Source organism: Kineococcus haloalkalitolerans (assembly GCF_050871905.1).
In the GTDB taxonomy this organism is placed as follows: Bacteria; Actinomycetota; Actinomycetes; order Actinomycetales; family Kineococcaceae; genus Kineococcus.
The window spans coordinates 23,120-48,761 of the sequence record NZ_JBJLSH010000005.1; the positions used below are offsets into that span (position 1 = coordinate 23,120).

Here is a 25,642-nt window from a genome sequence, read left to right on the forward strand (position 1 = left end):
CGGGGCGAACGGGCAGGCGCTGGCGGAGGCGGATGGGAATCGAACCCACCTGACCGAGGTGCTCGGTCACGACGGTGTTGAAGACCGCGGGGGCCACCAGGCACCCGTACGCCTCCCCGTCAGCGTGCGGCCAGCCTAGGTCACCCGTCCGGCCGGGAGCGGCCCGGTGAGCGCGGGCGGGACGGCCCGCCTAGCGTGACCGCCGTGACGACGGGCACGGGTGCGACGACGGGGACGGGCGCGGTGACCGGCGAGGGGGCCGGCGCGGGGGCGCTGCGGCGGCTGACGCAGTACGCCCACGGCGGGGGCTGCGCGTGCAAGATCCCGCCCGGGGAGCTGGCCGAGGTCGTCGCGGGGCTGCGCGACGCGGGCGGCGCCCCGGACGGCCTGGTCGTCGGGGTGGGCGACGACGCGGCCGTGGTCCGGGTGGACACCTCCGGCCCGCAGCCGCTCGCGGTCATCGCCACGGCGGACTTCTTCACCCCCGTCGTCGACGACCCGTACACGTTCGGGCGGATCGCGGCGACCAACGCCCTGTCGGACGTGTACGCCATGGGCGGGCGGCCGCTGGTGGCGGTGAACCTGCTCGGCTGGCCGCGCGACGTGCTGCCGCTGGAGCTGGCGCGGGAGGTGCTGCGCGGCGGGCTGGACGCGGCGCGCGCGGCCGGCTGCCACGTCGGCGGCGGGCACAGCATCGACGACCCGGAACCCAAGTACGGCATGGCCGTCACCGGCGTCGGGGACCCGGACCGCCTGCTGCGCAAGGACGCCGCCGAGCCGGGCACGCCGATCACGCTGACCAAGCCGATCGGGCTGGGCGTGCTGAACAACCGCCACAAGCGCACCGGGGAGCGGTTCGCGGAGGCGGAGGAGCTGATGACGACGCTGAACGCGGAGGCGTCGGCGGCGGCGCTGGCGGCCGGAGCGCGCTGCGCGACCGACGTGACGGGGTTCGGGCTGCTGGGGCACCTGCACGAGGTGGCCTCGGCCAGCGGGGTGACCGCGGTGCTGGACGCCGCGGCGGTGCCCGTCCTGCAGGCGGCGCGCGCGTCGTTGGCGGAGGGGTTCGTGCCGGGCGGCAGCCGGCGCAACCTGGACTGGGTGCGCCCGCACCTGGACGCGGGGAGCGTCGGTGAGGACGAGCTGGTGCTGCTGGCCGACGCGCAGACCTCCGGCGGGCTGCTGGTGGCCGGGGAGCTGCCGGGGTACCCGGTCGTCGGGGAGTTCGTCGCGCGCGAGGGGTCGACGACGGTGCGGGTGCGTGGCTGAACCACCGGCCGGGCCAGCGGCGGTCGACGGCGGCCGCCCGCGGACGGCGCCGGTCCTCGGAGAACAGTGATCACCAGACCTTCTACTTCCAGTAGTATCCGACTACCGTGCGTGAGAAAGTGCGGTGCGGGGAGGTCGGGTGGAGACGGTCGTGGGTGATCGCGGAGCGGCGGTGCCGCCGCCCCGGCACGCCCCGGCGCCCCTGACCGGCTCCCCCCTGGCACCGCCCGGACCGTCCCCCGCCCTCCCCGCCGGCTCCGTCCCGGCGTCCGTCGGGGCCAGCGAGTCGGTGCTGGACCACCTGGCCGCCGTCGTGCCGCTGCGCCGCTGGACGATCACCCGCAACGACCGCGGCCGGCACCGGGTGGTCGCGACGCGCTCCACGCCCCCGGGCACCCGGGCGGGGGAACCGCTCGAGGAGCTGCCCGGTGAGCTGCCCGAAGGCGCACCGGACACGGCGGCGCTCGCCCGCGGCACCGCCCGCGAGCCGCGCCTCCTCGTGCGCGACGGCTTCACCGCCACCCCGCTGCTGGGCGAGGACGGCACGGTGGAGGGTGCGCTCTGGGGCCAGGACGAGCCCGCGCGGCTCCTGGCCGTGCGCGCGCACCTGCCCCTGCTGGGGCTGCTGGCGCGGCTCCTCGGCTCGCTGCTGCAGAGCGAGCGGCACGCCGCGCACCTGCAGCGCGTCGCGGCCCGGGCGCTGGAGCAGGCCGAGACCGACAGCCTGACGGGGCTGGCCAACCGCCGCGGCTGGGCGCGGGCGGTCGCCGACCACCGGGCGCCCCCCGCCACGACCCCGGCCACGACCCCCGCCACGGTTCCCGCCGCACCTCCCGCGGGCGCACCGGGCGGCTCCTGCGTCGTCGTGCTGGACCTGGACGACCTGAAGGTCGTCAACGACGGCCTCGGGCACCGCGCCGGTGACCGCCTGCTGCGGCGGGCCGCGGCCGTCCTGCGCGAGCACGTGCGCGAGGAGGACCTCGTGGCCCGCTTCGGCGGTGACGAGTTCGCGGTGCTGCTCGCGGGGGCCGACCAGCCGGCCGGCGAGGCCTTCGCGCGGCGGTTGCGCGACGGGCTGGCCGCCGCGGGCGTGTCCGCCTCCCTGGGTGTGAGCGAGTGGCTGCCCGGGCAGGACCTCGACGCCGCGTGGCAGCGCGCCGACCAGGCGATGTACGACGACAAGCGCGAGCGCGCCCAGCGGCGGTCGGTGGACCTGCGCGGGCGCTGAGCCCTCCCCCGTGCGCGGCATGTCACGCCGGACACCCCCTCGCGCGTCCTCCCGCTCACCGCGATCACCCGTTCGGGTCAGCCGCCGTGACGCTCAGGTACCGCGGCGGGCTGCCGATGGGACGCGCGAGCGCGGCACCCGTCGCTGCGCACCACCCGCGCACCGCACGAGGGAGCTGAGATGAACGTCGACCGCCCCGTCCGCCCCGCCTGGGCGGGCACCCAGGACCGCCGCGCGTCCCTCCCGGCGGGCCCCGACGTGCCCGTCGTGGTGCGCCGGCCCACGGCCCTGGTGCACCTGGCCCCGAGCGACCTGGCCTTCATCGCCGCGAGCACCGGCGAGCACGTCGACCCCGCGGCCGGGCAGGCCTCCACGCTGGCGTGGACGCTGGCCCACGACCGCGCCGACGGCACCCTGGCGCCCGGGCACCCGGTCACCCCCGCGTACCTGCAGCGGCTGGCGTCGGTGTTCGGCACGGCCTCCGGCGGCGTCGACGACCTGTTCACGGCCGCGCAGCTGCGCACCGCGCACGAGTACCTCGACGCCCACGGCGGCGCCGCGCGCACCGACTTCCGCGCCTGACCCCCCACCGCTCCCCCGCGGTGATCATGCACGGGTGAGCGTTCACCCTTCCACGATCACGGCGGGTGGAGACGGGGTCGGGGACCCCGCGCGGCGGGAGGCGCCCGACCGACCCACCACCCGCCCCCTCCCGCACCACCTCTCCCCTCCCGTGATCTTGCTGGGATTACCAGCGAGGTCACGGAGGGCAGAGACGGTGCGGGGTCAGGCGGGGGCGGGCACCGGGTCGGGGTCGGCGACGACGGTGATGTCGCGGCCTCGCTCCTTGCCCTCGTACAGCGCGAGGTCGCACAGGGCCAGGACCTCGGCCGCGGTCTGCCCGGGCCGCCACTGCGCGACCCCGGCCGTGCAGGTCTGCCCGCGGGGGACGACGGCGCGGATGCGGTCGGCCACGGCCCGCGCCCCGGCCGCGCTGCAGCCGGGCAGGGCCAGGACGAACTCCTCCCCGCCCCAGCGCGCCAGGGTGTCCACCTCGCGCAGGCAGCCGGCGGCGGCGGTGGCGAACTCGCGCAGCAGCTCGTCGCCGGCCAGGTGGCCGAGCGTGTCGTTGTAGCGCTTGAAGTGGTCCAGGTCGAGGAGGACGAACGACAGCGGCAGCCCCGAGCGGGCGGCGCGCGCGGTCTCGGAGGCGACGCTCTCGTCCCAGCGGCGGCGGTTGGCCAGCCCGGTCAGCGGGTCCCGCTCGGCGGCCAGGGCCAGGCGCAGCAGCAGGTCGGCGCGCTCGACGGCGTGCGCGGCCTCGGAGGCCAGGGTGGCCAGGGCGATCGGCACGTGCGCCGGCAGCGCCTCCACGCGCTCGCGCCAGACGCAGACCAGCAGCCCGGCCCGCTCCCCCAGGCTGGTGCGCACGGGCTGGAAGGCGGCCGAGGTCACCCCCAGGCCCTCGCGCAGGCGCTGGGAGGCACCGTCGTGGGCGGCCAGGTCGGCGACGAAGTCCGCCTCGCCGCTGCGGAAGACGGCCGCCGTCAGCGACTGCTCCTCCAGCCGCACGCTGACCGGCGGGAAGCCGGCGCCGGCGACGGCGGCGCTGCTCAGCGCCCCGGACCCGTCGGGTTCGAGCAGGTAGGCGCCGTCGGCGCCGGTGACCTCGCGGGCCGCCGCGCAGATGGCCGCGCGCACGTCCTCGGCGGCGTTGAGGGAACGCAGGGCCTCCGTGAGGGCGGCGGCGTGCTCGGCCTGCCGCAGCGCGCCGGCGGCCTGGGCGCGCACGCGGGCCAGGAGGGCGTCGCGCTCGTCGCGCACCAGGGCGAGCACGAGGCCCACGACGGCGGACACGCCCACGAACGCCTGCACGAGCAGGGCCGGCAGGACGGTCGCGGCGACCTCGCCCGGGGCCGCGCGGAACGGCCCGGCGAACGGCCCGGCGCCCTCGAGGGTGAGGACGACGGCGGCCGCGCCCGTCAGGAGGGTGTGGACGCTGAGCACGGAGGTGCTGAAGCGCAGCGCCACCCACACCGTCAGCGGCAGCAGCAGGAACGCGACGGGCAGGCCCACGAGGTGCGTGAACAACCACGCGTACAGCAGGACGGTGGCACCGGCCAGCGCGGCGAGCTCCGCCGCCCGCGCCGGCCGGGCGGGCGGGGCCGGGTGCAGCAGCCGCAGCCCGAGCGGGACGACGAGCAGGACGCCGACGACCGCGCGCGCCGTCCACACGGCCAGGGAGCTCCACGACCACCCCCCGCCCACGGCGGCGGCGGTCCCCAGCGCCGCGGCGCCGGACGCGGTGGCGGCGAGCGCGGTGGCGCCGACGAGGGCGAGGAGGTGGTGCACGCGGTGCAGGGGCGCCCCGGCGACCAGGCGCGGCGACCAGCGGCCCAGCAGGACCACGAGGAGCAGCGTCTGCCCCAGCAGCGCGGCGGTCAGCAGCGCGGCGGCGGGCAGCGCGGCGCCCGTGAGCAGGTGCACGAGCAGCGAGGTGGCGGCCAGCGGGACGGCGAAGGACGCGGCGCGCAGGGCGGCGCGGCGGGTCGTGCGACCGGCGCGGGCCGCGGACGGGCGGGAGCGGGCGCACCACAGCGCGGCGACCCCCGCGGCCGGGGACACGAGCGCGAAGCCGTGCTCCTCCAGCGCGGTCAGGCGCCCGGCGGCCAGGGCGAGCCCGAAGAGCACCGTCCACAGCAGCGCGCGGAGGGCGGCGCGGCTCGTCCTGCGCACGGCACCTCCTCCCGGCGGCCACGGGTCCGGGCCGCTCGCCGTCCCCGGCGGACGGTCCGCTGCCCGGGGCTCTGCAGAGGTCGCTCGGTCACGCGCCGTCGCACCTTGAGCCGTCCGGGGACGGCGGGCACCCGCGCGGGCACCGGCCCGCTGGCCCGGACGGGTCGCGCCGTCGCACCCGGTGGACGTCGCGGGCTCAAGTCCTCCCCCGGTGCGCCGACGTCTCAGGAGCCCGGTGCGCACGTCCCGCCCCGGGCCGAGGCGACCAGGGCGACGACGGAGGACCGGCCGTGGCGAAGGTGCTCGTGGTGGAGGACGACCAGGACATCCGCACGCTGCTGGAGGTGCGGCTGCGCGGTGCGGGGCACCGGGTGCTGGGCGCCGGCAGCGCCGACGAGGCGCACGCGGTGCTCGCCGAGCGCGGCGCGCCGGACGTCGTCGTCAGCGACGTCACGCTGCCCGGCACGAGCGGGCTGGAGCTGGTGCGCGCCCTGCGCGCCGACGAGCGCTACGCCGCCGTGCCGGTGGTGTTCCTGTCCGGGCGCGTGCAGGAGGCCGACATCGCCGCCGGCCGCGCCCTGGGCGCCACCTACCTGACGAAGCCGGTCGTGCTCAGCGCGCTGGCCAAGGCGATCGAGCAGGCCCTCGCGGTGCCCGCGGCGGGCGACGGCTGGTGAGCGGCGGCTCCGCGACCTCCAGCCGCACGCCCCCCCGCCGCGCGGCCGGCGGCCGTGCGCGGCAGCCGGTCTCCCGGTTGCTGGCCACGGGCCTGGCGCTGGCCGTGGCGGGCCTGGTCCTGGCGGGCACGTCCTCGTACGTGCGCATCCAGGGCCTGCTGCACGACCAGGACCGGGTCGAGCGCACCCACGCCGTCCTGGACGACGTGAGCACCGTGCGGGTGCTGCTGCGCGACGCCGAGCGCGGCCAGCGCGGCTACCTCATCACCGGCCGCGAGTACTACCTGGAGCCCTACGAGGGCGCGCGCGAGCGCATCACCGCGGCCGTGGACGGGCTGGTCGCCGAGACGGCGGGCACCCCGGACGGTGACGCCGCCGGCGCGGAGCTGGCCACGGCGGTGCGCGAGAAGCTCGTCGAGCTGGACAGCACGATCGCGCTGCGCCGCGAGCGGGGGTTCGAGGAGGCGCGGGCCGTCGTCGCCACCGACGCCGGCCGGCGGGCGATGCGGCGCACGACCGCCGCCCTGGACGTGCTGGAGACCGAGCAGCGCGCGGTGCTGGCCGCCCAGCGCGCCGAGGGCGCCGAACGCGCGGCCACGACCCACCGCCTCGTGCTGGCCGGCACGGCGCTGGCGCTGGCGCTGGTGGCCGGCGGTGCGGTGTGGGTGCGCCGCTCCCTGGTGCAGCCGGTGCAGGAGGTCGCGGCCGCGGCGCAGCAGCTGGCGGCCGGTGAGCCGCCGCGGGTGCGCGTGGAGCGCGGACCGCGCGAGGTCGTGGAGGTGGCCCGCTCCATCGAGGAGGCCGTCGGCGTGCTCGTGCGCGCCCGCGACGAGGCGCTGGCCGCCGACGCGGCGAAGACGTCGTTCCTGGCGACGATGAGCCACGAGGTGCGCACCCCGATGAACGCCGTCATCGGGATGAGCGACCTGCTGCTGCAGACGCCCCTGGACGACCGCCAGCGCGAGCTGGCCGAGACGGTGCGCGACTCCGGCGACGCGCTGCTGGCCACCATCGACCAGGTGCTGGACTTCTCCCGGTTGCAGAGCGGGGACCTGCGCCTGGCCGACGAGCCGTTCTGCGTGCGCCGGGTCGCCGAGTCCGCGGTGGCGCTGCTGGCGCACGAGGCGTCGGCCAAGGGCCTGGAGCTGACCGCGCACGTGGAGGCGCCGGCGCTGGCGACGGTGCGCGGGGACGCGGACCGGCTGCGGCAGGTCGTGGCGAACCTGCTGGACAACGCCGTGGAGTTCACCTCCCGCGGGGAGGTGGCCCTCACCGTCGTGGCGACCCCCGCACCGGTCGCCCCGGACGAGCCGGAGCTGGTGGACGTGCGGATCGCCGTGCGCGACACCGGTGTCGGCATCGCCCCGCACGACGTGGTGCGGCTGCTGGAGCGCTTCGGGCAGCTGGACTCCTCCACGACCCGCGGCCACGGCGGCGTGGGCCTGGGCCTGGCGATCAGCGCCCGGCTGGTCGCGGCGATGGGCGGGCGCCTGGACGTGGACAGCGTCCCCGGCATCGGCTCGACGTTCTCCGTCGCGCTGCGCCTGCCGGCCGGGCCGCCGCAGGAGGACGGGCGGACCGCCGCGCCCTCGACGCTGGCGGGCCGGCACGTCCTCGTCGTGGACGACAACGCCACGAACCGGCGCGTGCTGCGCCTGCAGCTGGAGGGGTGGGGCGCGCGCTGCACCGACGTCGCCTCCGGAGCGGAGGCCCTGCGGCTGCTGTCGACGGTGGTGGACGCGGCGGACGTGCCGGCGGTCGCGGTGGTCGACATGCACATGCCCGGCATGGACGGCGAGCAGCTGGCCCGGGCCGTGGCGGAGCTGCCGGCGCACCGGCGACCGGCGGTGACGGCGCTGCTGACGAGCGTGCACGTGCCGGCCGCGGCCGCCGGTGGCGTCTTCGACGTGGTGCTGTCCAAGCCGACCCGCAGCGAGGTGCTGCGCGGCGCGCTGGAGCAGGCGCTGGGCCGGGCGGAGAGCTCGGCGCAGGACCCGGCGCGGGGTCCGGCGCGGGGTCCGGCGCGGGGTCCGGCGGACGGTCCCGGCCGTCCGGCGGCGCCGGAGCCGGCCGGCCCCCCCGCGCCCGCGCGGACCCTGCGGGTGCTCCTGGCGGAGGACAACGTCGTCAACCAGCGCGTCGCGCAGCTGCTGCTGGCCCGCTTCGGGCACGCGGTGGACGTCGTCGCCGACGGCCGGGCGGCTGTGGAGGCCGTGCGCGAGCACGAGTACGACGTGGTCCTCATGGACCTGCACATGCCCGGGATGGACGGCCTGGAGGCCACCCGGCGCATCCGCACCGACCTGCCCGCCGACCGGCAGCCGCCCGTGGTGGCCCTGACCGCCAGCGTGCTCACCGGCGACCGAGACGCGTGCGCGGCCGCGGGCATGGACGAGCACCTGACCAAGCCGGTGCGCGCGCGCGAGCTGCAGGAGGTGCTGCAGCGCGTCGTGCTGCAGCGGCTGGTGGGCGCGGTGCGCCGCGACGGCGAGCGGGCCCGGGAGGCGCACCGCCTGGACGGCGCCGTCCCCGCCGCCCTCGCCGACGGCCCCGCCCCCTCGCCCGCCCCCTCGCCCGTCCTCGCCACGGCTCCGGACGCCGTCGCGGAGCCGGCACCGTGGCCGCCGCTGGAGGTCTCGGTGCGGGCCCGCCTGGAGGACCTCGGCGGTGTCGCGACGGCGCAGGACCGCGAGCTGTTCGCCGGGCTGCTGACCTCCTTCGCCGACCGCGCCCCCGCGGCGCTGGAGCAGCTGCGCGCGGCCGTGCTCGCGCGGGACCCCGCGGCCGTGGCGGTGCACGCGCACGCCCTGAAGGGATCGGCGGCCAACCTGGGCGCCGAGGAGCTGGCGCAGGCGTGCGCGCAGCTGGAGGACACCGCGCGCGGCGGCGGCAGCGCGGGCGCGGAGCAGCTGGACGCCCTGGACGGCCTGGCCGGGCGGGCGTGCGCCGCGGTGCGCGCCCTGGCGGGTGAGCTGCGCGCCGTCGACGCACCGCGGACGACCCCGTGACGGGCCCCGCGGCCGTCGGGGCCGTCGGGTCCGTCGGGGCCGTCGAGGCCGCACCCGCGCGCGCCGCCGGGCTGCCGGCCGCCGCCGCCTTCGCCGCGGTGTTCGCCGCGGCGGTGTGGCTGGGCCGCTCGACCGCCGTCGACGCCAGCGGCATCGGCCTGGTCCACCCTGGCGCGGGGATCGCCGCGCTGTGGTTCCTCGCCCGCCGCGGCGGGGCGCACCGCTGGGCGGACTGGGGCGCGCTGGCGGTGCTGACCGGCGCGATCACCGCGCTGACGGGCACCCCGCCGGCGCTGGCGGCCGCCCTGGCCGCCGCGAACGTCGTGCAGGTCGCGGCGCTCGTGCGCGCCGTGGCGGCCTGGTGCCCGCACCTGGGTGCCCGCCCGCCGGCGACGGTGGCGGACCTGGGCCTCCTGCTGGGAGCGGCGGGCGCGGCGTCGGCCGCCGGCGCGGTGCTGGGCACCGGCGCGGTGTGGGTGGCCACCGGCGCCTGGTCGTGGGTGGGCGCCGCGGTGTGGGTCGCGCGCGGCGCGGTCGCGGTGCTGCTGACGCTGTGCGCCGGCCCGCTCCTGGCGGCGGCGGTGCGCGCGGCCCGCTCCCGCGGGGACCGGTGGGCGCGCCCGGCGCCCTGGCGCGTCGTGGAGCTGGTCGCCGTCGTGGTGGCCGGCGCGCTCGCGCACGTCCTCGTCTTCGGGGCGCTGGACTCCCTGCCGCTCGTGTTCGTGCCCGTCGGTCTCGTCGTCTGGGTCGCGCTGCGGTTCGACACCACCGCCGTGGTGCTGCTGGCGCTGGTCGCGACCGTCGCCGCGGTCGGCCTGACCCTGGCCGGGCACGGCCCGTTCGCGCACGTGGCCGACCCGGGCGCCCGCGCCCTCGTCGTGCAGGCGTACGCGGGGCTGAGCGCCGTCATCGGCCTGGCCCTGGCGCTGGGGCGCGACGAGCGCGAGGAGCTGCTGCGCCAGGTGCGCGCGGCGGCCGCGGAGGCCGAGCGGCGCGGGGAGCTGGCCGAGGCCGTGCTGGCCACCGCCGAGCTGGGCGTGGTCGTCGCCGACGCGGACGGGCGCCTGGTGCAGTTCAACGAGGTGGCCCGCACCTGGCACGGCCTGGACGCCGACGCGGACCTGGACCCGGCGGAGCACGCGGGCACCTACGACCTGTTCGCCGCCGACGGGCGCACACCCCTGCGCCCGTCGGCGGTCCCCCTGGCCCGGGTGTTCCGCGAGGAGTTCGTGCGCGGGGTGCAGATCGTCATCGCGCCCCGCGGGCGCCGGCCGGTGACGGTCGTGTGCTCGGGGCGGCTGATGCGCGCCGCGGACGGCACCGCGCTGGGCGCGGTGGTCGCCATGCAGGACGTCACCGCGGTGCGGGCGCGGGAGGCCGCGCTGGTGGAGGCGCACGCGGAGCTGGCGGAGCGCACCGAGGAGCTGCTGCGCTCCAACGGCGAGCTGGAGCACTTCGCGGGGGTCGCCGGCCACGACCTGGGGTCCCCGCTGACCGTCGTGTCGGGGTACGTGCAGATGATCGGCGAGGTGCACGGCGAGGCGCTGGGCGAGGAGGGCCGCGGCTGGGTGGCGGCGGCCCTGCGCGGGGTGGACCGGATGAGCGCGCTCATCGACGCCCTGCTGCGGCACTCGCGGGCCGGGGCCGTGGTGTGCGAGCGCAGGCCCACCGACACCGGCGAGGTCCTCGCGCAGGCGTGCGACGACCTGGCCGCGCAGGTGGCCGCGGCCGGTGCCGTCGTGCGCGCGCCCGCTCCCCTGCCGGTCGTGCACGCCGACCCGGTGCTGCTGCGCCAGCTGCTGCAGAACCTGGTGGGCAACGCGGTCAAGTACCGCGACCCGGACCGGGCGTGCGCGGTGGAGGTCAGCGCCGCGCGCACCGGCGAGGGCTGGGAGTTCCGCGTCGCCGACAACGGCCGCGGCATCCCCGAGGCCGACCGCGAGCGGGTGTTCGAGATGTTCGCGCAAGTCGGGTCGCCGGACGGCGGTGGGCAGGGCGGGCCCGGCGGCCACGGCATCGGGCTGGCGACCTGCCAGCGGATCGTGCGCCGCCACGGCGGGCGCGTGCACGCCGAGGAGACCCCCGGCGGGGGCACCACGGTGGTGTTCACGCTGCCGCAGCGCGGGCCCGAGGCGCCCGCCGGCGCCGGTGCCGCCGCGGTGCGGCGCGCCGGGGCCCTCCCGGTCGGCTGAGCCGGGCGCGGGGGTGCAGGATCGGGAGGGTGCAGATCCTCCAGTCGACCAAGCTCGCCGGTGTCCTCTACGACGTCCGGGGCCCCGCGCTGACCCGCGCCCAGGAGCTGGAGCAGGCCGGGCAGCGGGTCCTGAAGCTGAACATCGGCAACCCCGCCCCGTTCGGCTTCGAGGCGCCGCCGGAGCTGCTGGAGGACATGGTCGCCAACCTGCCGCAGGCGCAGGGGTACAGCGACAGCAAGGGGCTGCTGTCGGCGCGGCGGGCGGTCATGCAGTACAGCCAGCAGAAGGACCTGGCGGGCGTGGACGTCGAGGACGTCTACCTCGGCAACGGCGTCAGCGAGCTGATCGTCATGGCGATGCAGGCGCTGCTGGACGACGGCGACGAGGTCCTGGTGCCCGCGCCGGACTACCCGCTGTGGACGGCGGCGGTCAGCCTCGCCGGGGGCAGGGCCGTGCACTACCGCTGCGACGAGTCCGACGGGTGGGCCCCGGACACCGAGCACCTGGCCTCGCTGGTCACCGAGCGCACCAAGGCCGTCGTGGTCATCAACCCCAACAACCCCACGGGCGCGGTGTACGAGCGCCCGGTGCTGGAGCGGATCGCCGAGGTGGCCCGCCGGCACGGGCTGCTCCTGCTCAGCGACGAGATCTACGACAAGATCCTCTACGACGGGGCGACGCACACCTCGACGGCGGCCGTCGCCCCCGACGTGCTGTGCCTGACGTTCAACGGCCTGTCCAAGGCGTACCGGGTGGCGGGGTTCCGCTCCGGGTGGATGGTCGTGTCCGGCCCCAAGCACCACGCGGCCAGCTTCATCGAGGGCCTGGACCTGCTGGCGAACATGCGCCTGTGCGCGAACGTGCCCGCCCAGCACGTCGTGCAGGCCGCGCTGGGCGGGCACCAGTCGATCACCGACCTCGTGCTGCCCGGCGGGCGGCTGGCCGAGCAGTCGCGGCGCACGTGGGAGCTGCTCAACGAGATCCCCGGCGTCAGCTGCGTCAAGCCGCGCGGCGCCCTGTACTGCTTCCCGCGCCTGGACCCGGAGGTCCACCGCGTGCACAGCGACTACCAGCTGGTGCTGGACCTGCTGGAGCAGGAGCACGTGCTCGTCGTGCAGGGCACCGGGTTCAACTGGCCGCACCCGGACCACTTCCGCATCGTCACGCTGCCGCACGTGGAGACGCTGGAGACCGCGGTGGGCCGCATCGCCTCGTTCCTGGGACGCCGCAGCGGCTGAGGGGCGCGGCCCCTTCGGGGGTCACGCGTGCGGGTCAAGGCGGGGCACCACCGGTCGATCACCTAGGAGACCGCGCCGGTCCGTACTAGTGACCGGTCCCGCACCGACCGGCAGGTGACCCCGTGACCACGACCGAACCCCACACCAGCACGTGCCCCGCGCAGCGGGCCCGGCGCCGGCGCCGCGCGGTGGCCGCGCTCCTCGCCGTGGGCGGGGTGACCCTCGTCGGCACCGGCGCCCTGGCGAGCTGGAACGTCAGCAAGGACGCCGCGCCCTCGTCGGTGGCCGCCGCCACCGCAGCGGTCGAGGTGCTGCCCGCCAACGGCATGCCGCTGACGGCCAACATCGCCAACCTCGTCCCCGGGGACTTCTTCTACCGCTACGTCGACGTGCGCAACGACGGCTCCACCGCCGCGGCCTTCACGGGTCTGGTGAGCGCGACGGGTGCCCTGGCGCCGTGGCTGGACGTCGAGGTCGCCAGCTGCCCGAGCGCCTGGAGCACGGGCCAGCTCGGCTGCGCCGGCGCGGCCGGCACCCCCGTCGGTGCAGCGGGGACCGTCACGGCGACCGGCCGCGCCGTGGACCACGGGACGATCCAACCGGGCTCCGGCGCCGTCCAGCGGCTCCGGTACAAGTTCACCTTCAACAGCACGGCGCCCTCGGACGTCCAGGCCGAGTCGTCGACCCTGTCGATCCGCGTGACGAGCACGCTCGTCGGCGGCCGCGACCGCACCGGCGGCTGACACCCGTGCGCCTGGCCGCCGCGGTCGTGTGCGTGGTGCTCTCCTCCCTCAGCGGTGCGGCGGACGCCGCGGCGGCGTGGTCGCGCTCGTCGACCGCACCGGTCGGCACGGTCACCACCGCGGTCCTCGGCGCCGAGCTCGCTCCGGCCGCCGGCGTGTCCGCCGACCGCACGAGCTACTCCGGCGACGTCCTGGTGCTCGCCCCGCCCATCGCCCTGGAGCTGCGCAACACCTCCTCCCTCGACCTGCCGGTGCTCCTGAGCCTGTCCAAGCCCGCGCTCCTGACGCTCAGCGCGACCGTCGAGACCTGCGCGGTGCCCTGGACGGCGGGCACGTGCGCGTCGGGTCGGACCACCTTGGCCGTGGACGTGCTGTCGTCGCAGCTGCGCACGGCGACCACACCGGTGGTCCCGGCCGGCCGCAGCCTGTACCTGCGCCTGTCCTTCACCGTCTCGGTGCTCACCAGGATCGACCTCCGGGTGGCGCCGGTCCGGCCAGCGGGCCGCGACAGGACCAGCTCGTGACCGCCCGCGCGCGGACGGGCTGGGCGGTGCTCGTGCTGTCGGCCCTGCTCGTGCTCGCCGCGCACCTCGTCGGGGCGCGGGTCGTCCCCGTGCTCACCGGGTCGATGGACCCGGTGTTCCCGCGGGGCAGCCTCGTGGTGACGACACCGCTGGCGGGTGCGGACGTGCGCGCGGGCGACGTCGTCGCGTTCCGCCCGCCCGCCCCCTACGACACGGGCAGCCGACCGGTCCTGCACCGCGTCACCGCCGTCTCCGAGCGGGACGGCGCGCGGGCCATGACCACCCGGGGGGACGCGAACACGACGGCGGACCCGTGGACGGTGGCCCTCGACGACGCCGACCTGGCGCGGGCGCGCTGGGCGCTGCCGCTGCTGGGGTGGGTGCTGGCGGGCGGGACCGTGACCGCAGCGCTGGGCGTGGGCGGCGTCCTGCTCCTGCTGGAGGCCCGGCAGGTGGCAGCGGCGCGGCACGACCCGCCGTGCACCTGCGGCGCGTGAGGGCCCGTCAGGCCCCGGCCTGCGGCGCCTCGCGCTCGCGGCCGCGCAGGTGCAGGAACCAGTAGGCCAGGCCGACGAACAGCCCGCCGCCGAGCACGTTGCCCAGCAGGGCGAACAGCCAGTTCAGCAGGATGTCGCCCCACCCGAAGCCGGGGACGCCGGCGAACCAGGCGGCGGGCAGGAAGAACATGTTCGCCACGACGTGGTCGAACCCGAGCGCCACGAACGCCGTGATGGGGAAGAAGATCGCCAGCACCTTGCCGGCGACGTCCTCGGCGGCCAGGGACATCCACACCGCCAGGCAGACCAGCCAGTTGCAGCCGACGGCGCGCAGGAACACCTCGTGGTGCGCCTCGCCCACCGCCTTGCTGGTGGCCAGCCCGGCCAGGCGCTCGTGGTTGGCGGCGGCCGTCGTGCCCTCCGCCGCGTCGGGCCCGCCGATCACCCCGGTGGCGACGGCCAGGACGTAGGCGACGAACAGCGCTCCCAGCAGGTTCGCGACCAGGAGCACGCCGATGTTGCCCAGGAGCTGGCCCACGCTCGCGCGCCCCTGCAGAACGGCCATCGGCACGAGGGCCATGTTGCCGGTGACCAGCTCCGCCCCCGCGACCATCACCAGCACGAGGCCCAGGGTGAACACCGCGCCGTTGAGCAGGGTGATGATGCCGCCCCAGATGGCGGGGTCGAGACCGGCGGTGGTGTCCACCGCGATCAGCCCGGCGAAGGCGATGTAGGCGCCGGCGAGGAAGCCGCCGACGAGCATCTTCGGCAGCGGCAGCGCCGCCTTCTTCGCGCCCGCCGCGACGGCGGCGACCGCGACGTCGTCGGGACCCTTGTACGCCACGGCGCCTCCTCGGGGTGCTGGTGAGCGCGGACCACCGGTCCGCTGCCGGCCTCAGGTGTCCTGCGACCGGCCTCCCCGCGCGGCCAGCCGCTCCCGCTGCGGGACCACGACGTACCGGGGGTCCAGGGTCGAGTCGACGCCCGCCTCGAACACGGCGATGCGGGTGAGCAAGGACCCGGCCAGCAGGCTCGCCCCGGACACGGCGGCGACCACGCGCGAGCGGCGGCCGACGAGGGCGCCGACGGCGCCGGCGACGGTGAGGGCGCGGGCCGCCTTGAGCATCTTCCCCGGCCGGCCGAGCTGGAAGGGCTCGCTGACCACGCCGTGGGCGTGCTCCATGCGGTGGGCGGCGACGAGCTCGGTGGCGGCGGCCGGGAGGGCCAGCCGGACCGCGGTGCGCGTCTGCGCGGCGGGGGCGAGCACCAGGGCCGCGCCCGCGCTGGCCGCCAGGGCGCTGCCGCCGAAGACGAACGGCAGCTCCCGGTAGGGCTCGTGCCAGCTCGGGACCGCCGTGTCCGCGAACAGCACCGCCGTGTACGTGGCCAGCAGGGGGCCGACGACCGCGGCACCGAGGCCGGCGGCGCGGCCGACACCGGCGGCGACGCGCCGTGCGAGCCCGGGCAGACCGCGCTCGGGCAGCAGCCAGGCCAGCTCGGCGACGGCCGCGGCGCCGGAGAGGGGGCCGAACGCCGACAGGATCCACGTCCCGACCGACATCGGGGAGGTCGGCTTGGCCGTCCTGAGCATCATGTAGAAGCGCTCGGGCCGCCCGAGGTCGACGATGAGGAAGTACGCGCTGGCGCCCACGGCGGCCAGCGAGGTGGTGCGCAGCCCGCGGCGCGCCGCGGTGTGCCCCCGCAGGTCGGCGACGGCCGCGAGCATCGACGTTCCCGCCGCCAGTCCCCCGGTGAACAGGTAGTACGCGATGTCGTGCTTCCACACGGGCGGCTTGAGGACGGCCCGGCCGTAGTAGGAGCGGAACTCGGCCTCGGGGACGACCGCGTTCACGTCACCGCGCCGGCGGCGCCGCTCGCGGCGGCCCATCCCGGCCTCCCACATGCGGGCGGCCTGGCCGCCGACGGGGTCGGTGCCGACGTCGTCGTGCCCGGGGACGCCGGGCTGGCGCGGGGTGGCCTGGGACGGGCGGGGGTCCTCGTGCCCCCGGAAACCCTTCAGCTGCGGCTGCTCGCTCATCGCCGTCCCACCGCCGCGGCGGCCACCCCGAGGAGCATGGCCCCGGCGGCCACGATCATGTGCTTGTACATCGACGGCAGGTCGCGGGTCGTCACGACCGGGTCCGGCGGCAGCCCGTACACCTCCGGCTCGTCGAGGAGGAGGAAGAACGCGCCGTCCCCGCCGACACCGTCCTCGGGGTCGTGCCCGTACAGGCGCGCCTCGGTGACGCCGACGTCGTGCAGCTGCTGCCGGCGCCGCTCGGCGCGCTCGCGCAGCTCGTCCAGGTCGCCGTACTGGATGGACTCGGTGGGGCAGGCCTTGGCGCAGGCGGGCGTCTCGTCGTCCTTGAGCCGGTCGTAGCACAGGGTGCACTTCCAGGCCCGGCCGTCCTCCTCGCGCTTGTCGATCACGCCGTAGGGGCACGCCGACACGCAGTACCCGCAGCCGTTGCAGATGTCGTCCTGGACGACGACCGTGCCGAACTCGGTGCGGAACAGCGAACCGGTGGGGCAGACGTCCAGGCACGCGGCGTGCGTGCAGTGCTTGCACACGTCGGACGCCATGAGCCAGCGCACCGCCTGCCGCCCGTCGCGGTCGGGCACGGCGCCCGGCGCCAGCATCCCCGGCATCCCGAGGTCCTTGGCGCCCCCCGGGGCGGCGGTGCCGCCCGAGCCGCCCGAGCCGCCCGAGCCGCCCGAGCCGCCCGAGCACCCGCACCCGCCGCCGCTGCCGCACCCGCCGGTCGCCCGGTCGACCGCGACGCCGGCCACGGGCTGCCCGCCCGGCACCGCGGTGCCCAGCCGGGCGGCCTCGTCGAAGACGTCGATCCCGGCGGCCACGGTGTCCTGCTGCAGCTGCTCCGAGCCGGTGCCGGTGGCGTCCGCCGCGTACGGCGGCGTCTGCCGGCCGGCGGAGCGCGACTGCTCGACGAAGCGCACCGCGCGCCACGAGTCGGCGCCCAGCCCGCCGGTGTTGTCGTAGGACATCCCGAGGAGGTCGATGCCGTCCTCCGGCACCGCGTTCCACTCCTTGCAGGCCACCTCGCAGGCCTTGCACCCGATGCACACCGACGTGTCGGTGAAGAAGCCCTTGCGCGGCGGCGGGTCCGCGTACCCGGCGTCGCGGGCCGGGTCGTCGAGCCGTCCGTACAGGCTGTTCGCCCCTGTCACCCGTCGTCCTCCCCCGCTGCGGCGGACCCGTTGCCCGCGTCGCGCGGCCCGGCTCCCTGGTCGTGGTGCGCCCTGACCCTCGGCCCCTCGCCGATGACCAGGCGCGCGCCGTCCACGCCGTGCTGCTGCGCGCGCCCCGGAGCGCTGCGCACCTCGTGCCGCACCGACAGCACGTCCTCGACGAGGTCCGGGTGCTCGCCCGTGCCGGCCGGCGTGGACCCGGCCACGGCCTGCTCGCCGCGGTCCATCTCCCCGTCCAGGTACTGCTGCGTGACCGCGACGCTGCCGGTGGCCATCGTCACGCCCCCGCGCAGGCGGTAGGCGTCCACCAGGTCCAGCGCAGCGCGCCCCTGCGGCCGGCGACCGGGCTGCACGTCGCACGTGCCGGCCTTGAACTCCTGGATGTGGACGTTGGGGTCGACCGTCATGTGCGCGAGGTCGTTGACGACGTCGCCGGTCGTCAGCCCCCCCGCGCCCCAGTGGTAGGGCAGCCACACCTGGTGCACGACGCGGTCCTGCACCTTCAGCGGCGCCAGGCGGTCGGTGACCAGCACCCGCGCCTCGACGACGGCGCGCGCGGTGACCACGTGCGCCCAGCCCAGGTGCTGCAGCCCCCGCTCGGCGGCCAGCTCGGGCGAGACCTCCATGAACAGCGCCGGTTGCAGCTCCGCCAGGTACGGCAGGAAGCGGCTCATCCCCCCGGCGGTGTGGTGCTCGGTGAGGCGGGAGGTGACCCACACGAAGGGGAACACCTCGCTGCCGGGTTCCGGCGGGCTGGGGTGCACCTCGTCGAGGTGGTTGGTGTAGACCACGCGCGCCGGGTTCTGCTGCTGGGTGTAGAGGCTGTTGCGGAACGGCGACTCGCCCGGCTCGTAGTGCGCCGGCAGGGGCCCGTCGACCACGCCCTTCGGCGCGAACAGCCACCCCTTGCCGTCGGACTGCATGACGAACGGGTCGTCACCGGCCAGGGCGTCCGGGCCGGTCGCGCCCTCCGGCGGCCGGTAGGACGGCGGTTTGGTGGCCTCGAAGTCGGGCACGTCGTCGCCGGTCCAGCGGCCGGCCTCCTCGTCCCACCACACCAGGGCCTTGCGCTCGCTCCACGGCTTGCCGTCCGGGTCGGCCGAGGCGCGGTTGTAGAGGACGCGGCGGTTCATCGGCCACGCCCAGCCCCACTCGTGGGCGTGCAGGGACTGCTCGCGGCCGGGCTTGCGCCGAGCCGCCTGGTTGACGCCCTCCGCGTACACGCCGGAGTAGATCCAGCAGCCGCTGGAGGTGCTGCCGTCCGCCTTCAGCGCCGTGTAGCCCGGCAGCAGCTCACCGGTGGTGGTGTCGTAGCCGTTGATCTCCTTCAGGACCGCCTCGGCGTCGGGTTCGTCCCGCTCGCCGTGCAGGGGGTAGTCCCACGCGAGGTCCAGCAGGAGGCGGTCGCGGGGGTCGTCCGACCCCGCCAGCCGCTCCCTCATCGCCCGGCCCAGGTGGTAGAAGAACCACAGCTCGCTGCGGGCGTCGTCCGGGGACTCGACCGCCTTCTCCCGCCACTGCAGCAGCCGCTGCGTCTGGGTGAAGGTGCCCTCCTTCTCCACGTGCGTGGCCGCGGGCAGGAAGAACACCTCGGTGCGGCACTGCTCGGGGACGATCTCCCCGGTCCCCACCTCCGGGGAGTCCTTCCAGAAGGTCGCGCTCTCGATCATCACGAGGTCGCGGACCACGAGCCAGTCCAGGTTGGCCATGCCCAGGCGCTGGGCGCGACCGTTGGCCGAGCCGACGGCCGGGTTCTGGCCCAGCAGGAAGTACCCGAAGATCTTCCCGCCGGTGATCATGTCCATGACCTGCGAGTAGGTCCCGTGGTCACCGCTGATGCGCGGCAGCCGCCCGAACAGGTAGTCGTTGTCGGCCGTCGCCGCGTCGCCGAAGTACGCCTTGAGGAGGCTGACGATGTACGTGTCGGCGTTGCCCCAGAACCCCTTCTGGTTGGCCCCCTTGATGGCGGCGACGTAGCTGTCCAGGTCGCTGTGCCGGGCCGCGTGCGGCATCTGCAGGTAACCGGGCAGGAGGTTGTACAGGGTCGGGATGTCCGTGGACCCCTGGATGCTGGCGTGCCCGCGCAGGGCCAGGATGCCCCCGCCGGGCCGCCCCATGTTCCCCAGCAGCAGCTGCAGGATGGCGCCGGCGCGGATGTACTGCACACCCGTGCCGCGCTGGGTCCAGCCGACGCTGTAGACCAGCGCGCCGGTCCGTTCCCGGCCGGAGTTGGAGATCCAGGCCTCGGCCACCTCGTCGAACAGGTCGGTGGGGATGCCGCACACCTCGGAGACCATCTCCGGCGTGTAGCGGGCGAAGTGCCGCTTGAGGATCTGCCACACCGTGCGCGGGTCCTGGAGGGTCTGGTCGCGCTGGATCTGCTCGTGGTCGACCGGCGCGCCGCCGGACCCCATGGACTGACCGGTCTCGGCCGAGGACGACCTCGCGGTCTCCTCCTCCTCCTCGCCGTGCTCCTCCGACCCGGCGTACTGCCAGGAGTCGGTGTCGTAGGAGCGGGTCTCCGGGTTGAACCCGGAGAACAGCCCGTCGAGGTCCTCGGTGTCCTGGAAGTCCTCGTTGATGATCCACGAGGCGTTCGTGTACGCGAGGACGTACTCGCGGAAGTCGCGCTCCTCGGTGAGGACCTTGTTGATGATCGCCCCGAGCAGCACGATGTCCGTGCCGCTGCGGATGGGCACGTACGTGTCGGCGAGCGCGCTGGTGCGCGTGAAGCGGGGGTCGATGTGGATCACCTTGGCCCCGCGCGCCTTGGCCTCCATCACCCACTGGAACCCGACCGGGTGGCACTCGGCCATGTTCGAGCCCTGGATGACGATGACGTCGGCGTTGCTCAGGTCCTGCTGGTCACCGGTGGCCCCACCGCGACCGAACGAGGCACCCAGACCGGGCACCGTGGCGGAGTGTCAAATGCGCGCCTGGTTCTCCACCTGGATGGCGCCCATGGCGGTGAACAGCTTCTTGATGAGGTAGTTCTCCTCGTTGTCCAGCGTGGCGCCACCCAGGCTGGCGATCCCCATCGTGCGGTTGAGCGGGCGCCCCTCCTCGTCGGCGTCCTGCCAGCCGCGCCGGCGGGCGTCGAGGACGCGGTCGACGATCATGTCCATCGCCGTGTCGAGGTCGAGGTCGCTCCACTCGGTGGCGAACGGGGCGCGGTACTTCACCGTCGTCACGCGCGCGTCGCCGTTGACGAGCTGCTCGCTGGCCGACCCCTTGGGGCACAGCCGCCCGCGCGAGTGCGGGCTGTCCGGGTCGCCCTCGATCTGGACGACCTTCTCGTCCTTGACGTAGACGCGCTGGCCGCAGCCGACGGCGCAGTAGGGGCAGACGGACTTGGCGACGCGGTCGGCCGACGTCGTGCGCGGTTCCAGGGAGCGCGAGCGCGCCGACTGCGAGGCCGCACCGCGGCCCAGGGGGTCGTCCCCGGTGATCTGGCGGTAGACCGGCCAGCCCTCGAGGAAGGTCTTCAGCCCCACGCGCACCTCCTCGTCGTCCGGGACGCCGGTACCGGCGCCGTCGCTGGGCCGACCCTAACCCCGGCCCCGGTGCGGCGCGAGGGCGACTCGCGCGGGACCCGACCCCGTCCTCGACCCCGTCAGCGACCCCGTCCTCGACCCGGGGCGCGTCGCGGTGCCGCACCGCGGCGGGAGGCGCCTCCGGGTCCCCCGCCCCGGTCGCCGGCCCTGCGCGGCGGGAGGTCCGCCGACGGTGCGCCGGCTCCGCGCGGGTGCGGCTGGCGCCGCCGGGGGTCCCGGCGGGCTGAGCGGGTGGCGCGCGGGGGCTTCAGCGGAGCGGGGACGGGGCGTGCCCGGTCGACTCCCGGCGCACCAGCGTGAAGTCGGCCACGACGCGCTCGGGCGGCGCGTCCCGGTCGGCCATGCGGCGCAGCAGGAGCCGGGCGGTCGCCTCGACCATCTCCTCGTGCCCGGGGGCGACCGTGGACAGCGAGGGGTTCGAGAAGGCGGCGTCGGGCACGTCGTCGAAACCGACGACGAGCGCGTCACCGGGCACGCGCAGGCCCCGGTCGGCGAGGCCGCGCAGGACTCCCAGGGCCAGCGTGTCGGTCGCGCAGACGAACCCGTCGGTGTCCGGCTGCAGGCGCAGGGCCTCTCCCACGAGGGCAGCACCGGCGGCCAGGCGGGTGCTCGTGGTCTCGACGGGGACGACGCGGGCGCCGGGGTGGGCGGCCACCGCGCGGGCCACCCCGCGGGCGCGCAGGAGGAACGCGTCGTCGCGCCCGCCGGAGGGGTCCTGCCCGCGGTCCGGCGGGGGCATGCCGATGGCGGCGAGCCGGCGGCAGCCCTGCTCGAGCAGGAGCCGGGCCGCGGCCTCGGCGCCGTCGGCGTTGGCCATCTCGACGTGGTCGAACCGCTCGAGGTCCTGCCGCTCGCCGAGCATGACGACCGGGAGGTCGCCCACGAGGGCCGCCACGTCCGCCGGTCCCAGGTCGCTGGCGCTGAGGATCAGCCCGTCGTAGGCGTTGGCGCGCGAGTCGGTGATGGCCGCCAGCTCGCCCTCGCGGCTGGCGCCCGTCTGCTCCACCACGACGCGCAGCCCCTCGCGGGAGAGCCGGGCGACCACGGCCGCGGCGAGCATCGCGAAGTAGTGGCTGTCCAGCTCGTGCACGGCGAGGCCGACGACGCCGGTGCGGCCCTGGCGCAGGCTGCGCGCGGCGACGTTGACCTGGTAGCCCGAGCGCTGCACCTCGGCCAGCACGCGCCGGCGCGTCTCCGCGCTGACGCGCCGGCGGCCGGTCAGCACGTTCGAGACGGTCATCGAGGAGACCCCCACGGCCGCCGCCACGTCGCGCATCGTCACCACGGCGCGGACCTCCGTTCACGCAGAACCCTCGGCGGGACCCGCCGGATCGTCCCCGAGTGTGCCCGACCACGCTGACGGCTCACCCCCGAAGTGCTTGACACCCTCCCGCTCCCCTGGTTTATCGTCAAACCAGGAGCTCGACGACGACTCCCGCGACGAGGGGACCGCCCCGACCCCCCACCCGCCCGCGCGCCGCACCCGGCTGCGACCGCACGGGGAGCCACGGCACGACGTCGCTGCGGCGACGGCCACCCACACCCCCAGGAGCCACCGTGACGCTGCACCGCCGCAACGCCGCACCCGCGCGCAACCCGCTCGAGCGCCTCGTGGCGCACCGGACGAGCCGGCGCGCCTTCATGACGGCGCTGGCCGCGGGTGGCGCCGCCGGCGCGCTCGCGGGCTGCAGCACCTCCGGCGCCAGCGGCGGAGGCGGTGGCGGCGACGGCCTGGCGTTCTTCTCGTGGGACGACGAGGCGGCCATGCGGCCCCTCCTGGACCTGTGGGCCGAGCAGAACCCCGACGTCCCGGTCCAGTTCTCCCAGTCCCCGCCGGTCGCCGAGTACATCGCGGCGCTGCAGACCCGGGTGCTGTCGGGCACCGCGGCGGACGTCTTCATGATCGCCGCGGAGAACAAGACCAACCTCATCGACGGCGAGGCCGTCACCGACCTCTCGGGCAAGCCCTACATGGAGGGGATCAACGAGTTCAACGCCGCCACCTACGCGCGCGACGGCAGGCCGTACGGCATGTCGGTGTCCTCGTGGGGCGCCGGCATCGCCTACAACCGCGAGCTCCTCGCGGGTGTCGGCGCGGACGGCGTCCCGGAGACCTGGGACGAGTTCCTCGCGCTGTGCGCGGAGCTGAAGGCGGCGGGCACCACCCCCTACATCGAGGCGGTCACCGGTCCCTCCCTCGTCGTCGCGGGTTTCCTGGGAGCCCAGAACGCCGCTCTGGGCGGCACGATGGACCAGCAGATCTTCGACGGGTCGAGCACGTTCGTCGAGCAGTGGACCGAGCCCCTGGCGCAGTGGCTGCGCCTGTGGGACGAGGGGTACGCCACGCGCGACGCCGTCGGCATCACCGGCGACCAGGGCCGCGACGAGTTCGCGCAGGGGCGCGTGGCCATGACGATCACCGGCCCCTGGGACGTCCCCACGCTGCGCGAGTCGGCGCCCGACCTGGACTTCGCGCTCGCGCGCGTCCCGGCGCTGGCCGGCGGTTCCCCGTTCCTGGCCGGCGCGGCCTCGCCGGGGTTCGCGGTCAACAGCCGCTCGGAGAAGGGCGAGCTGGCCGACCGGTTCCTGGCCTTCATGGCGAGCCGCGAGGCCATCCAGACCTACAACGAGGAGAACGCGGCCATCACCACCACGGCCGACTACGAGCCGGTGGTCGACCCGGCCCTGGAGGTGGTGGCCGAGGGCGTGCGCGCCGGTGAGATCTACCTGCCGCAGATCGCCTGGACGCGCGCGGAGGACAAGCTCAACGAGACGGGGGTCGCCCAGGCCCAGCTGCTGGTGCAGGGCAGCCAGACCCCCGAGGGCATGGCGGCGGAGATGGACCGCACCCTGGCGTCCGCCTGATGGCCGCCCCCTCGTCGCCGGAGGTCCGCCAGCGGGTGCGCCGCGGGGCCCGGGCGGGCAACCCGGTCGTCCCCGGCGCCGCCGCCAGCACCGCGACGCCCGGGCGCTCCGGCCCGCAGGGCGGCTGGAAGCAGGTGGCCGGTCACCAGGCGTTCCTGCTGCCCGTCATCGCGGTCTTCGTGGTGCTGTTCCTCGTCCCGCTGGCGCAGACGTCCTGGTACTCGCTGACCGACTTCTCCGGCTACAGCCTGGACGCGGAGTTCGTCGGGCTGGAGAACTACGGGCGCATCCTCACCGACCCGTCCATGCTCGCCGGGCTCGGCTTCACCATCGGCTTCGCCGTCGCGCAGACCGCCGTCATCACGGCCCTGGCGATCCCGCTGGCGGTCGCCCTGAACCGCGCCTTCCTGGCGCGCTCGCTGGTGCGCTCGCTGATGTTCTTCCCCGCCGTGCCCAGCATCGCCGTGCTGGGCCTGGTGTGGGGGTACATCCTCTCGCCACTGGGCTCCGGCGTGCTCAACCAGGTCGTCGAGAGCCTGACCGGCCTGGGTCCCTACCCGTTCCTGGCCGACCCGTGGCTGGCCCGCGGCTCGGTCGTCCTGGTGGCGGTCTGGTCGCAGGTCGGCTGGCACGCCGTGCTGTACCTGGCCTACCTGCAGTCGATCCCCGCGGACTACTACGAGGTGTCGACCATCGACGGCGCCAGCCGCGCCCAGCAGTTCCGGTACATCACCCTGCCGCTGCTCACGCCGGCCATCACCATCAGCACGTTCCTGCTGATGACGGGCGGCCTGAAGGTCTACGACCTGCCGTTCACGCTGACCGGCGGTGGACCCGGCTACGCCACCTACACGCTCACGCAGTCCATCATCACCAGCGGCGTGGCGCAGGGCGAGTACGGGCGCGCCTCCGCCCTCGCCGTGATGTTCACCCTCGCCGTCGGTGCCGTGTCCCTGGGCCAGCTGCTCGTGGCGCGCCGCCTGGAAGGACGGGTCCGATGACCACCACGCTGCCCGCGGGGACCGCCACCCGCGCCCCGCTCGACCGGCCCCCGCGACGCCGGGACGGACGGCCGCGCGGCCCCGGGTACTGGCTCCACTCGGCGCTCATGCTGTGCCTGGCGGCGCTCGTCGCCGTGCCGCTGTACTACGTCGTCGTCAACACGTTCAAGACGCAGGCCGAAATGTCGGCGTCCCCCCTGGCGCTGCCCTCGCAGCTGTACCTGCAGAACTACGTCGACGTCTTCGGACGGGTGCCCCTGGCGGCGAGCTTCGTCAACACCCTCGTGGTCACGGTCGCCTCGATCACCGTGATGCTGCTGGTGGGGTCGATGGCGGCCTACGCCATGGTGGTGCGCTCCTCGCGCTTCAACACGGTGCTGGGACTGTGCCTGCTGGCGGCGTTCGTCATCCCGGGGCAGTCGACGCTCATCCCGCTGTACCGCTTCCTCGTGGACATCGGGCTCATCGACACCCTGTCGGGTCTGGTGCTGCTCTACAGCGCCGGCGCCATCTTCTGCTACTTCCTCATCCAGGGGTACATGCGGACGCTGCCGTTCGAGATCATCGAGGCGGCCCGCATCGACGGCGCGGGGCCGTGGCAGATCTTCTGGCGCATCGTCCTGCCGCTGGTGCGGCCGATCCTCGTGACCGTCGGGGTGTTCCAGACCATGTGGGTGTGGAACGACTTCATCACCCCCAACGTCTTCCTCACCAGCCCGGACAACCGGACGATCGTCCTGCAGGTCTACAGCGCGGTGGGTCAGTTCTCGACCGACTGGCCGCTGTTCATGACCCTGTCGGTGCTCGCCATCCTCCCGATGGTCGTCTTCTTCGTCCTCACCCAGCGGCACATCGTCAGCGGTCTGGTGGGCGGCGCGATCAAGGGCTGAGGTGAGC

18 protein-coding genes, 1 tRNA gene and 1 pseudogene are annotated in these 25,642 nt (G+C 75.8%); 13 read left to right on the forward strand and 7 right to left on the reverse strand.

Annotation, left to right across the window (positions count from 1 at the left end; all coding sequences use genetic code 11):
* Window positions 1-20 precede the first annotated feature (20 nt).
* Window positions 21-116 (reverse strand) — tRNA-Sec (locus ACRYMY_RS03705).
* Window positions 117-273: 157 nt separating this feature from the next.
* On the opposite strand from ACRYMY_RS03705, the gene selD reads away from it, so the two are divergent.
* From selD to ACRYMY_RS03720, 3 genes are all read left to right on the forward strand, one after another.
* Window positions 274-1,269, forward strand: coding sequence for a selenide, water dikinase SelD (selD, locus tag ACRYMY_RS03710; RefSeq protein ID WP_432546005.1), 996 nt, complete (start codon window positions 274-276; stop codon window positions 1,267-1,269).
* A 151-nt stretch (window positions 1,270-1,420) separates the two neighbouring features.
* Complete coding sequence (locus tag ACRYMY_RS03715; protein ID WP_432545923.1) at window positions 1,421-2,497, forward strand: GGDEF domain-containing protein; 1,077 nt, start codon at window positions 1,421-1,423, stop codon at window positions 2,495-2,497.
* Between the two features lie 180 nt (window positions 2,498-2,677).
* Window positions 2,678-3,079 carry a hypothetical protein gene (locus ACRYMY_RS03720; RefSeq protein WP_432545924.1) on the forward strand — a complete coding sequence of 134 codons (402 nt, stop codon included), beginning with the start codon at window positions 2,678-2,680 and terminating at the stop codon, window positions 3,077-3,079.
* A 204-nt stretch (window positions 3,080-3,283) separates the two neighbouring features.
* Here ACRYMY_RS03720 and ACRYMY_RS03725 read toward each other — a convergent pair whose 3' ends face one another.
* Window positions 3,284-5,233, reverse strand: a complete 1,950-nt coding sequence (locus ACRYMY_RS03725; protein WP_432545925.1) for a GGDEF domain-containing protein — start codon at window positions 5,231-5,233, stop codon at window positions 3,284-3,286.
* A 290-nt stretch (window positions 5,234-5,523) separates the two neighbouring features.
* Here ACRYMY_RS03725 and ACRYMY_RS03730 point away from each other — a divergent pair, with 290 nt between their 5' ends.
* The 7 genes from ACRYMY_RS03730 to ACRYMY_RS03760 all read left to right on the forward strand — a co-directional run bounded on the left by ACRYMY_RS03730 (window position 5,524) and on the right by ACRYMY_RS03760 (window position 14,115).
* Window positions 5,524-5,910 (forward strand): response regulator, encoded by a 387-nt coding sequence (locus ACRYMY_RS03730; protein ID WP_432545926.1) that lies wholly within the window; start codon window positions 5,524-5,526, stop codon window positions 5,908-5,910.
* Window positions 5,907-8,918, forward strand: coding sequence for a hybrid sensor histidine kinase/response regulator (locus ACRYMY_RS03735; RefSeq protein ID WP_432545927.1), 3,012 nt, complete (start codon window positions 5,907-5,909; stop codon window positions 8,916-8,918). Before ACRYMY_RS03730 ends, ACRYMY_RS03735 begins: the two co-directional genes overlap by 4 nt.
* Complete coding sequence (locus ACRYMY_RS03740; protein WP_432545928.1) at window positions 8,915-11,110, forward strand: sensor histidine kinase; 2,196 nt, start codon at window positions 8,915-8,917, stop codon at window positions 11,108-11,110. Before ACRYMY_RS03735 ends, ACRYMY_RS03740 begins: the two co-directional genes overlap by 4 nt.
* Window positions 11,111-11,139: 29 nt before the next feature.
* Window positions 11,140-12,351: a pyridoxal phosphate-dependent aminotransferase gene (locus tag ACRYMY_RS03745; protein ID WP_432545929.1), complete on the forward strand. Its 1,212-nt coding sequence runs from the start codon at window positions 11,140-11,142 to the stop codon at window positions 12,349-12,351.
* Between the two features lie 122 nt (window positions 12,352-12,473).
* Complete coding sequence (locus ACRYMY_RS03750; protein WP_432545930.1) at window positions 12,474-13,094, forward strand: hypothetical protein; 621 nt, start codon at window positions 12,474-12,476, stop codon at window positions 13,092-13,094.
* Between the two features lie 5 nt (window positions 13,095-13,099).
* Entirely contained in the window at window positions 13,100-13,618 is a 519-nt protein-coding gene (locus tag ACRYMY_RS03755; protein WP_432545931.1) for a hypothetical protein, read from the forward strand.
* Window positions 13,615-14,115 carry a signal peptidase I gene (locus ACRYMY_RS03760; protein ID WP_432545932.1) on the forward strand — a complete coding sequence of 167 codons (501 nt, stop codon included), beginning with the start codon at window positions 13,615-13,617 and terminating at the stop codon, window positions 14,113-14,115. Before ACRYMY_RS03755 ends, ACRYMY_RS03760 begins: the two co-directional genes overlap by 4 nt.
* A gap of 7 nt (window positions 14,116-14,122) precedes the next feature.
* On the opposite strand, the gene ACRYMY_RS03765 is transcribed toward ACRYMY_RS03760, so the two are convergent.
* The 5 genes and pseudogenes from ACRYMY_RS03765 to ACRYMY_RS03785 all read right to left on the reverse strand — a co-directional run bounded on the left by ACRYMY_RS03765 (window position 14,123) and on the right by ACRYMY_RS03785 (window position 22,155).
* The gene (locus ACRYMY_RS03765) at window positions 14,123-14,959 is read right to left on the reverse strand and encodes a formate/nitrite transporter family protein (RefSeq protein ID WP_432545933.1); all 837 of its coding nucleotides are present in this window, start codon (window positions 14,957-14,959) and stop codon (window positions 14,123-14,125) included.
* Window positions 14,960-15,010: 51 nt separating this feature from the next.
* Window positions 15,011-16,153, reverse strand: a complete 1,143-nt coding sequence (gene nrfD / locus ACRYMY_RS03770) for an NrfD/PsrC family molybdoenzyme membrane anchor subunit (protein WP_432545934.1) — start codon at window positions 16,151-16,153, stop codon at window positions 15,011-15,013.
* The gene (locus tag ACRYMY_RS03775) at window positions 16,150-17,304 is read right to left on the reverse strand and encodes a 4Fe-4S dicluster domain-containing protein (protein WP_432545935.1); all 1,155 of its coding nucleotides are present in this window, start codon (window positions 17,302-17,304) and stop codon (window positions 16,150-16,152) included. Before ACRYMY_RS03775 ends, nrfD begins: the two co-directional genes overlap by 4 nt.
* Before the next feature lie 269 nt (window positions 17,305-17,573).
* A pseudogene (gene fdh, locus ACRYMY_RS03780) lies at window positions 17,574-20,819 on the reverse strand (formate dehydrogenase); the annotation flags it as partial.
* A 307-nt stretch (window positions 20,820-21,126) separates the two neighbouring features.
* Window positions 21,127-22,155 (reverse strand): LacI family DNA-binding transcriptional regulator, encoded by a 1,029-nt coding sequence (locus ACRYMY_RS03785; protein WP_432546006.1) that lies wholly within the window; start codon window positions 22,153-22,155, stop codon window positions 21,127-21,129.
* A 281-nt stretch (window positions 22,156-22,436) separates the two neighbouring features.
* Here ACRYMY_RS03785 and ACRYMY_RS03790 point away from each other — a divergent pair, with 281 nt between their 5' ends.
* The 3 genes from ACRYMY_RS03790 (at window position 22,437) to ACRYMY_RS03800 (ending at window position 25,635) form a co-directional block, all read left to right on the forward strand.
* Complete coding sequence (locus tag ACRYMY_RS03790; RefSeq protein ID WP_432545936.1) at window positions 22,437-23,744, forward strand: ABC transporter substrate-binding protein; 1,308 nt, start codon at window positions 22,437-22,439, stop codon at window positions 23,742-23,744.
* On the forward strand, window positions 23,744-24,745 hold the full coding sequence (locus tag ACRYMY_RS03795; RefSeq protein WP_432545937.1) for a carbohydrate ABC transporter permease: 1,002 nt from the start codon (window positions 23,744-23,746) through the stop codon (window positions 24,743-24,745). Before ACRYMY_RS03790 ends, ACRYMY_RS03795 begins: the two co-directional genes overlap by 1 nt.
* Window positions 24,746-24,852: 107 nt before the next feature.
* Window positions 24,853-25,635, forward strand: a complete 783-nt coding sequence (locus ACRYMY_RS03800) for a carbohydrate ABC transporter permease (RefSeq protein WP_432546007.1) — start codon at window positions 24,853-24,855, stop codon at window positions 25,633-25,635.
* Window positions 25,636-25,642 lie beyond the last annotated feature (7 nt).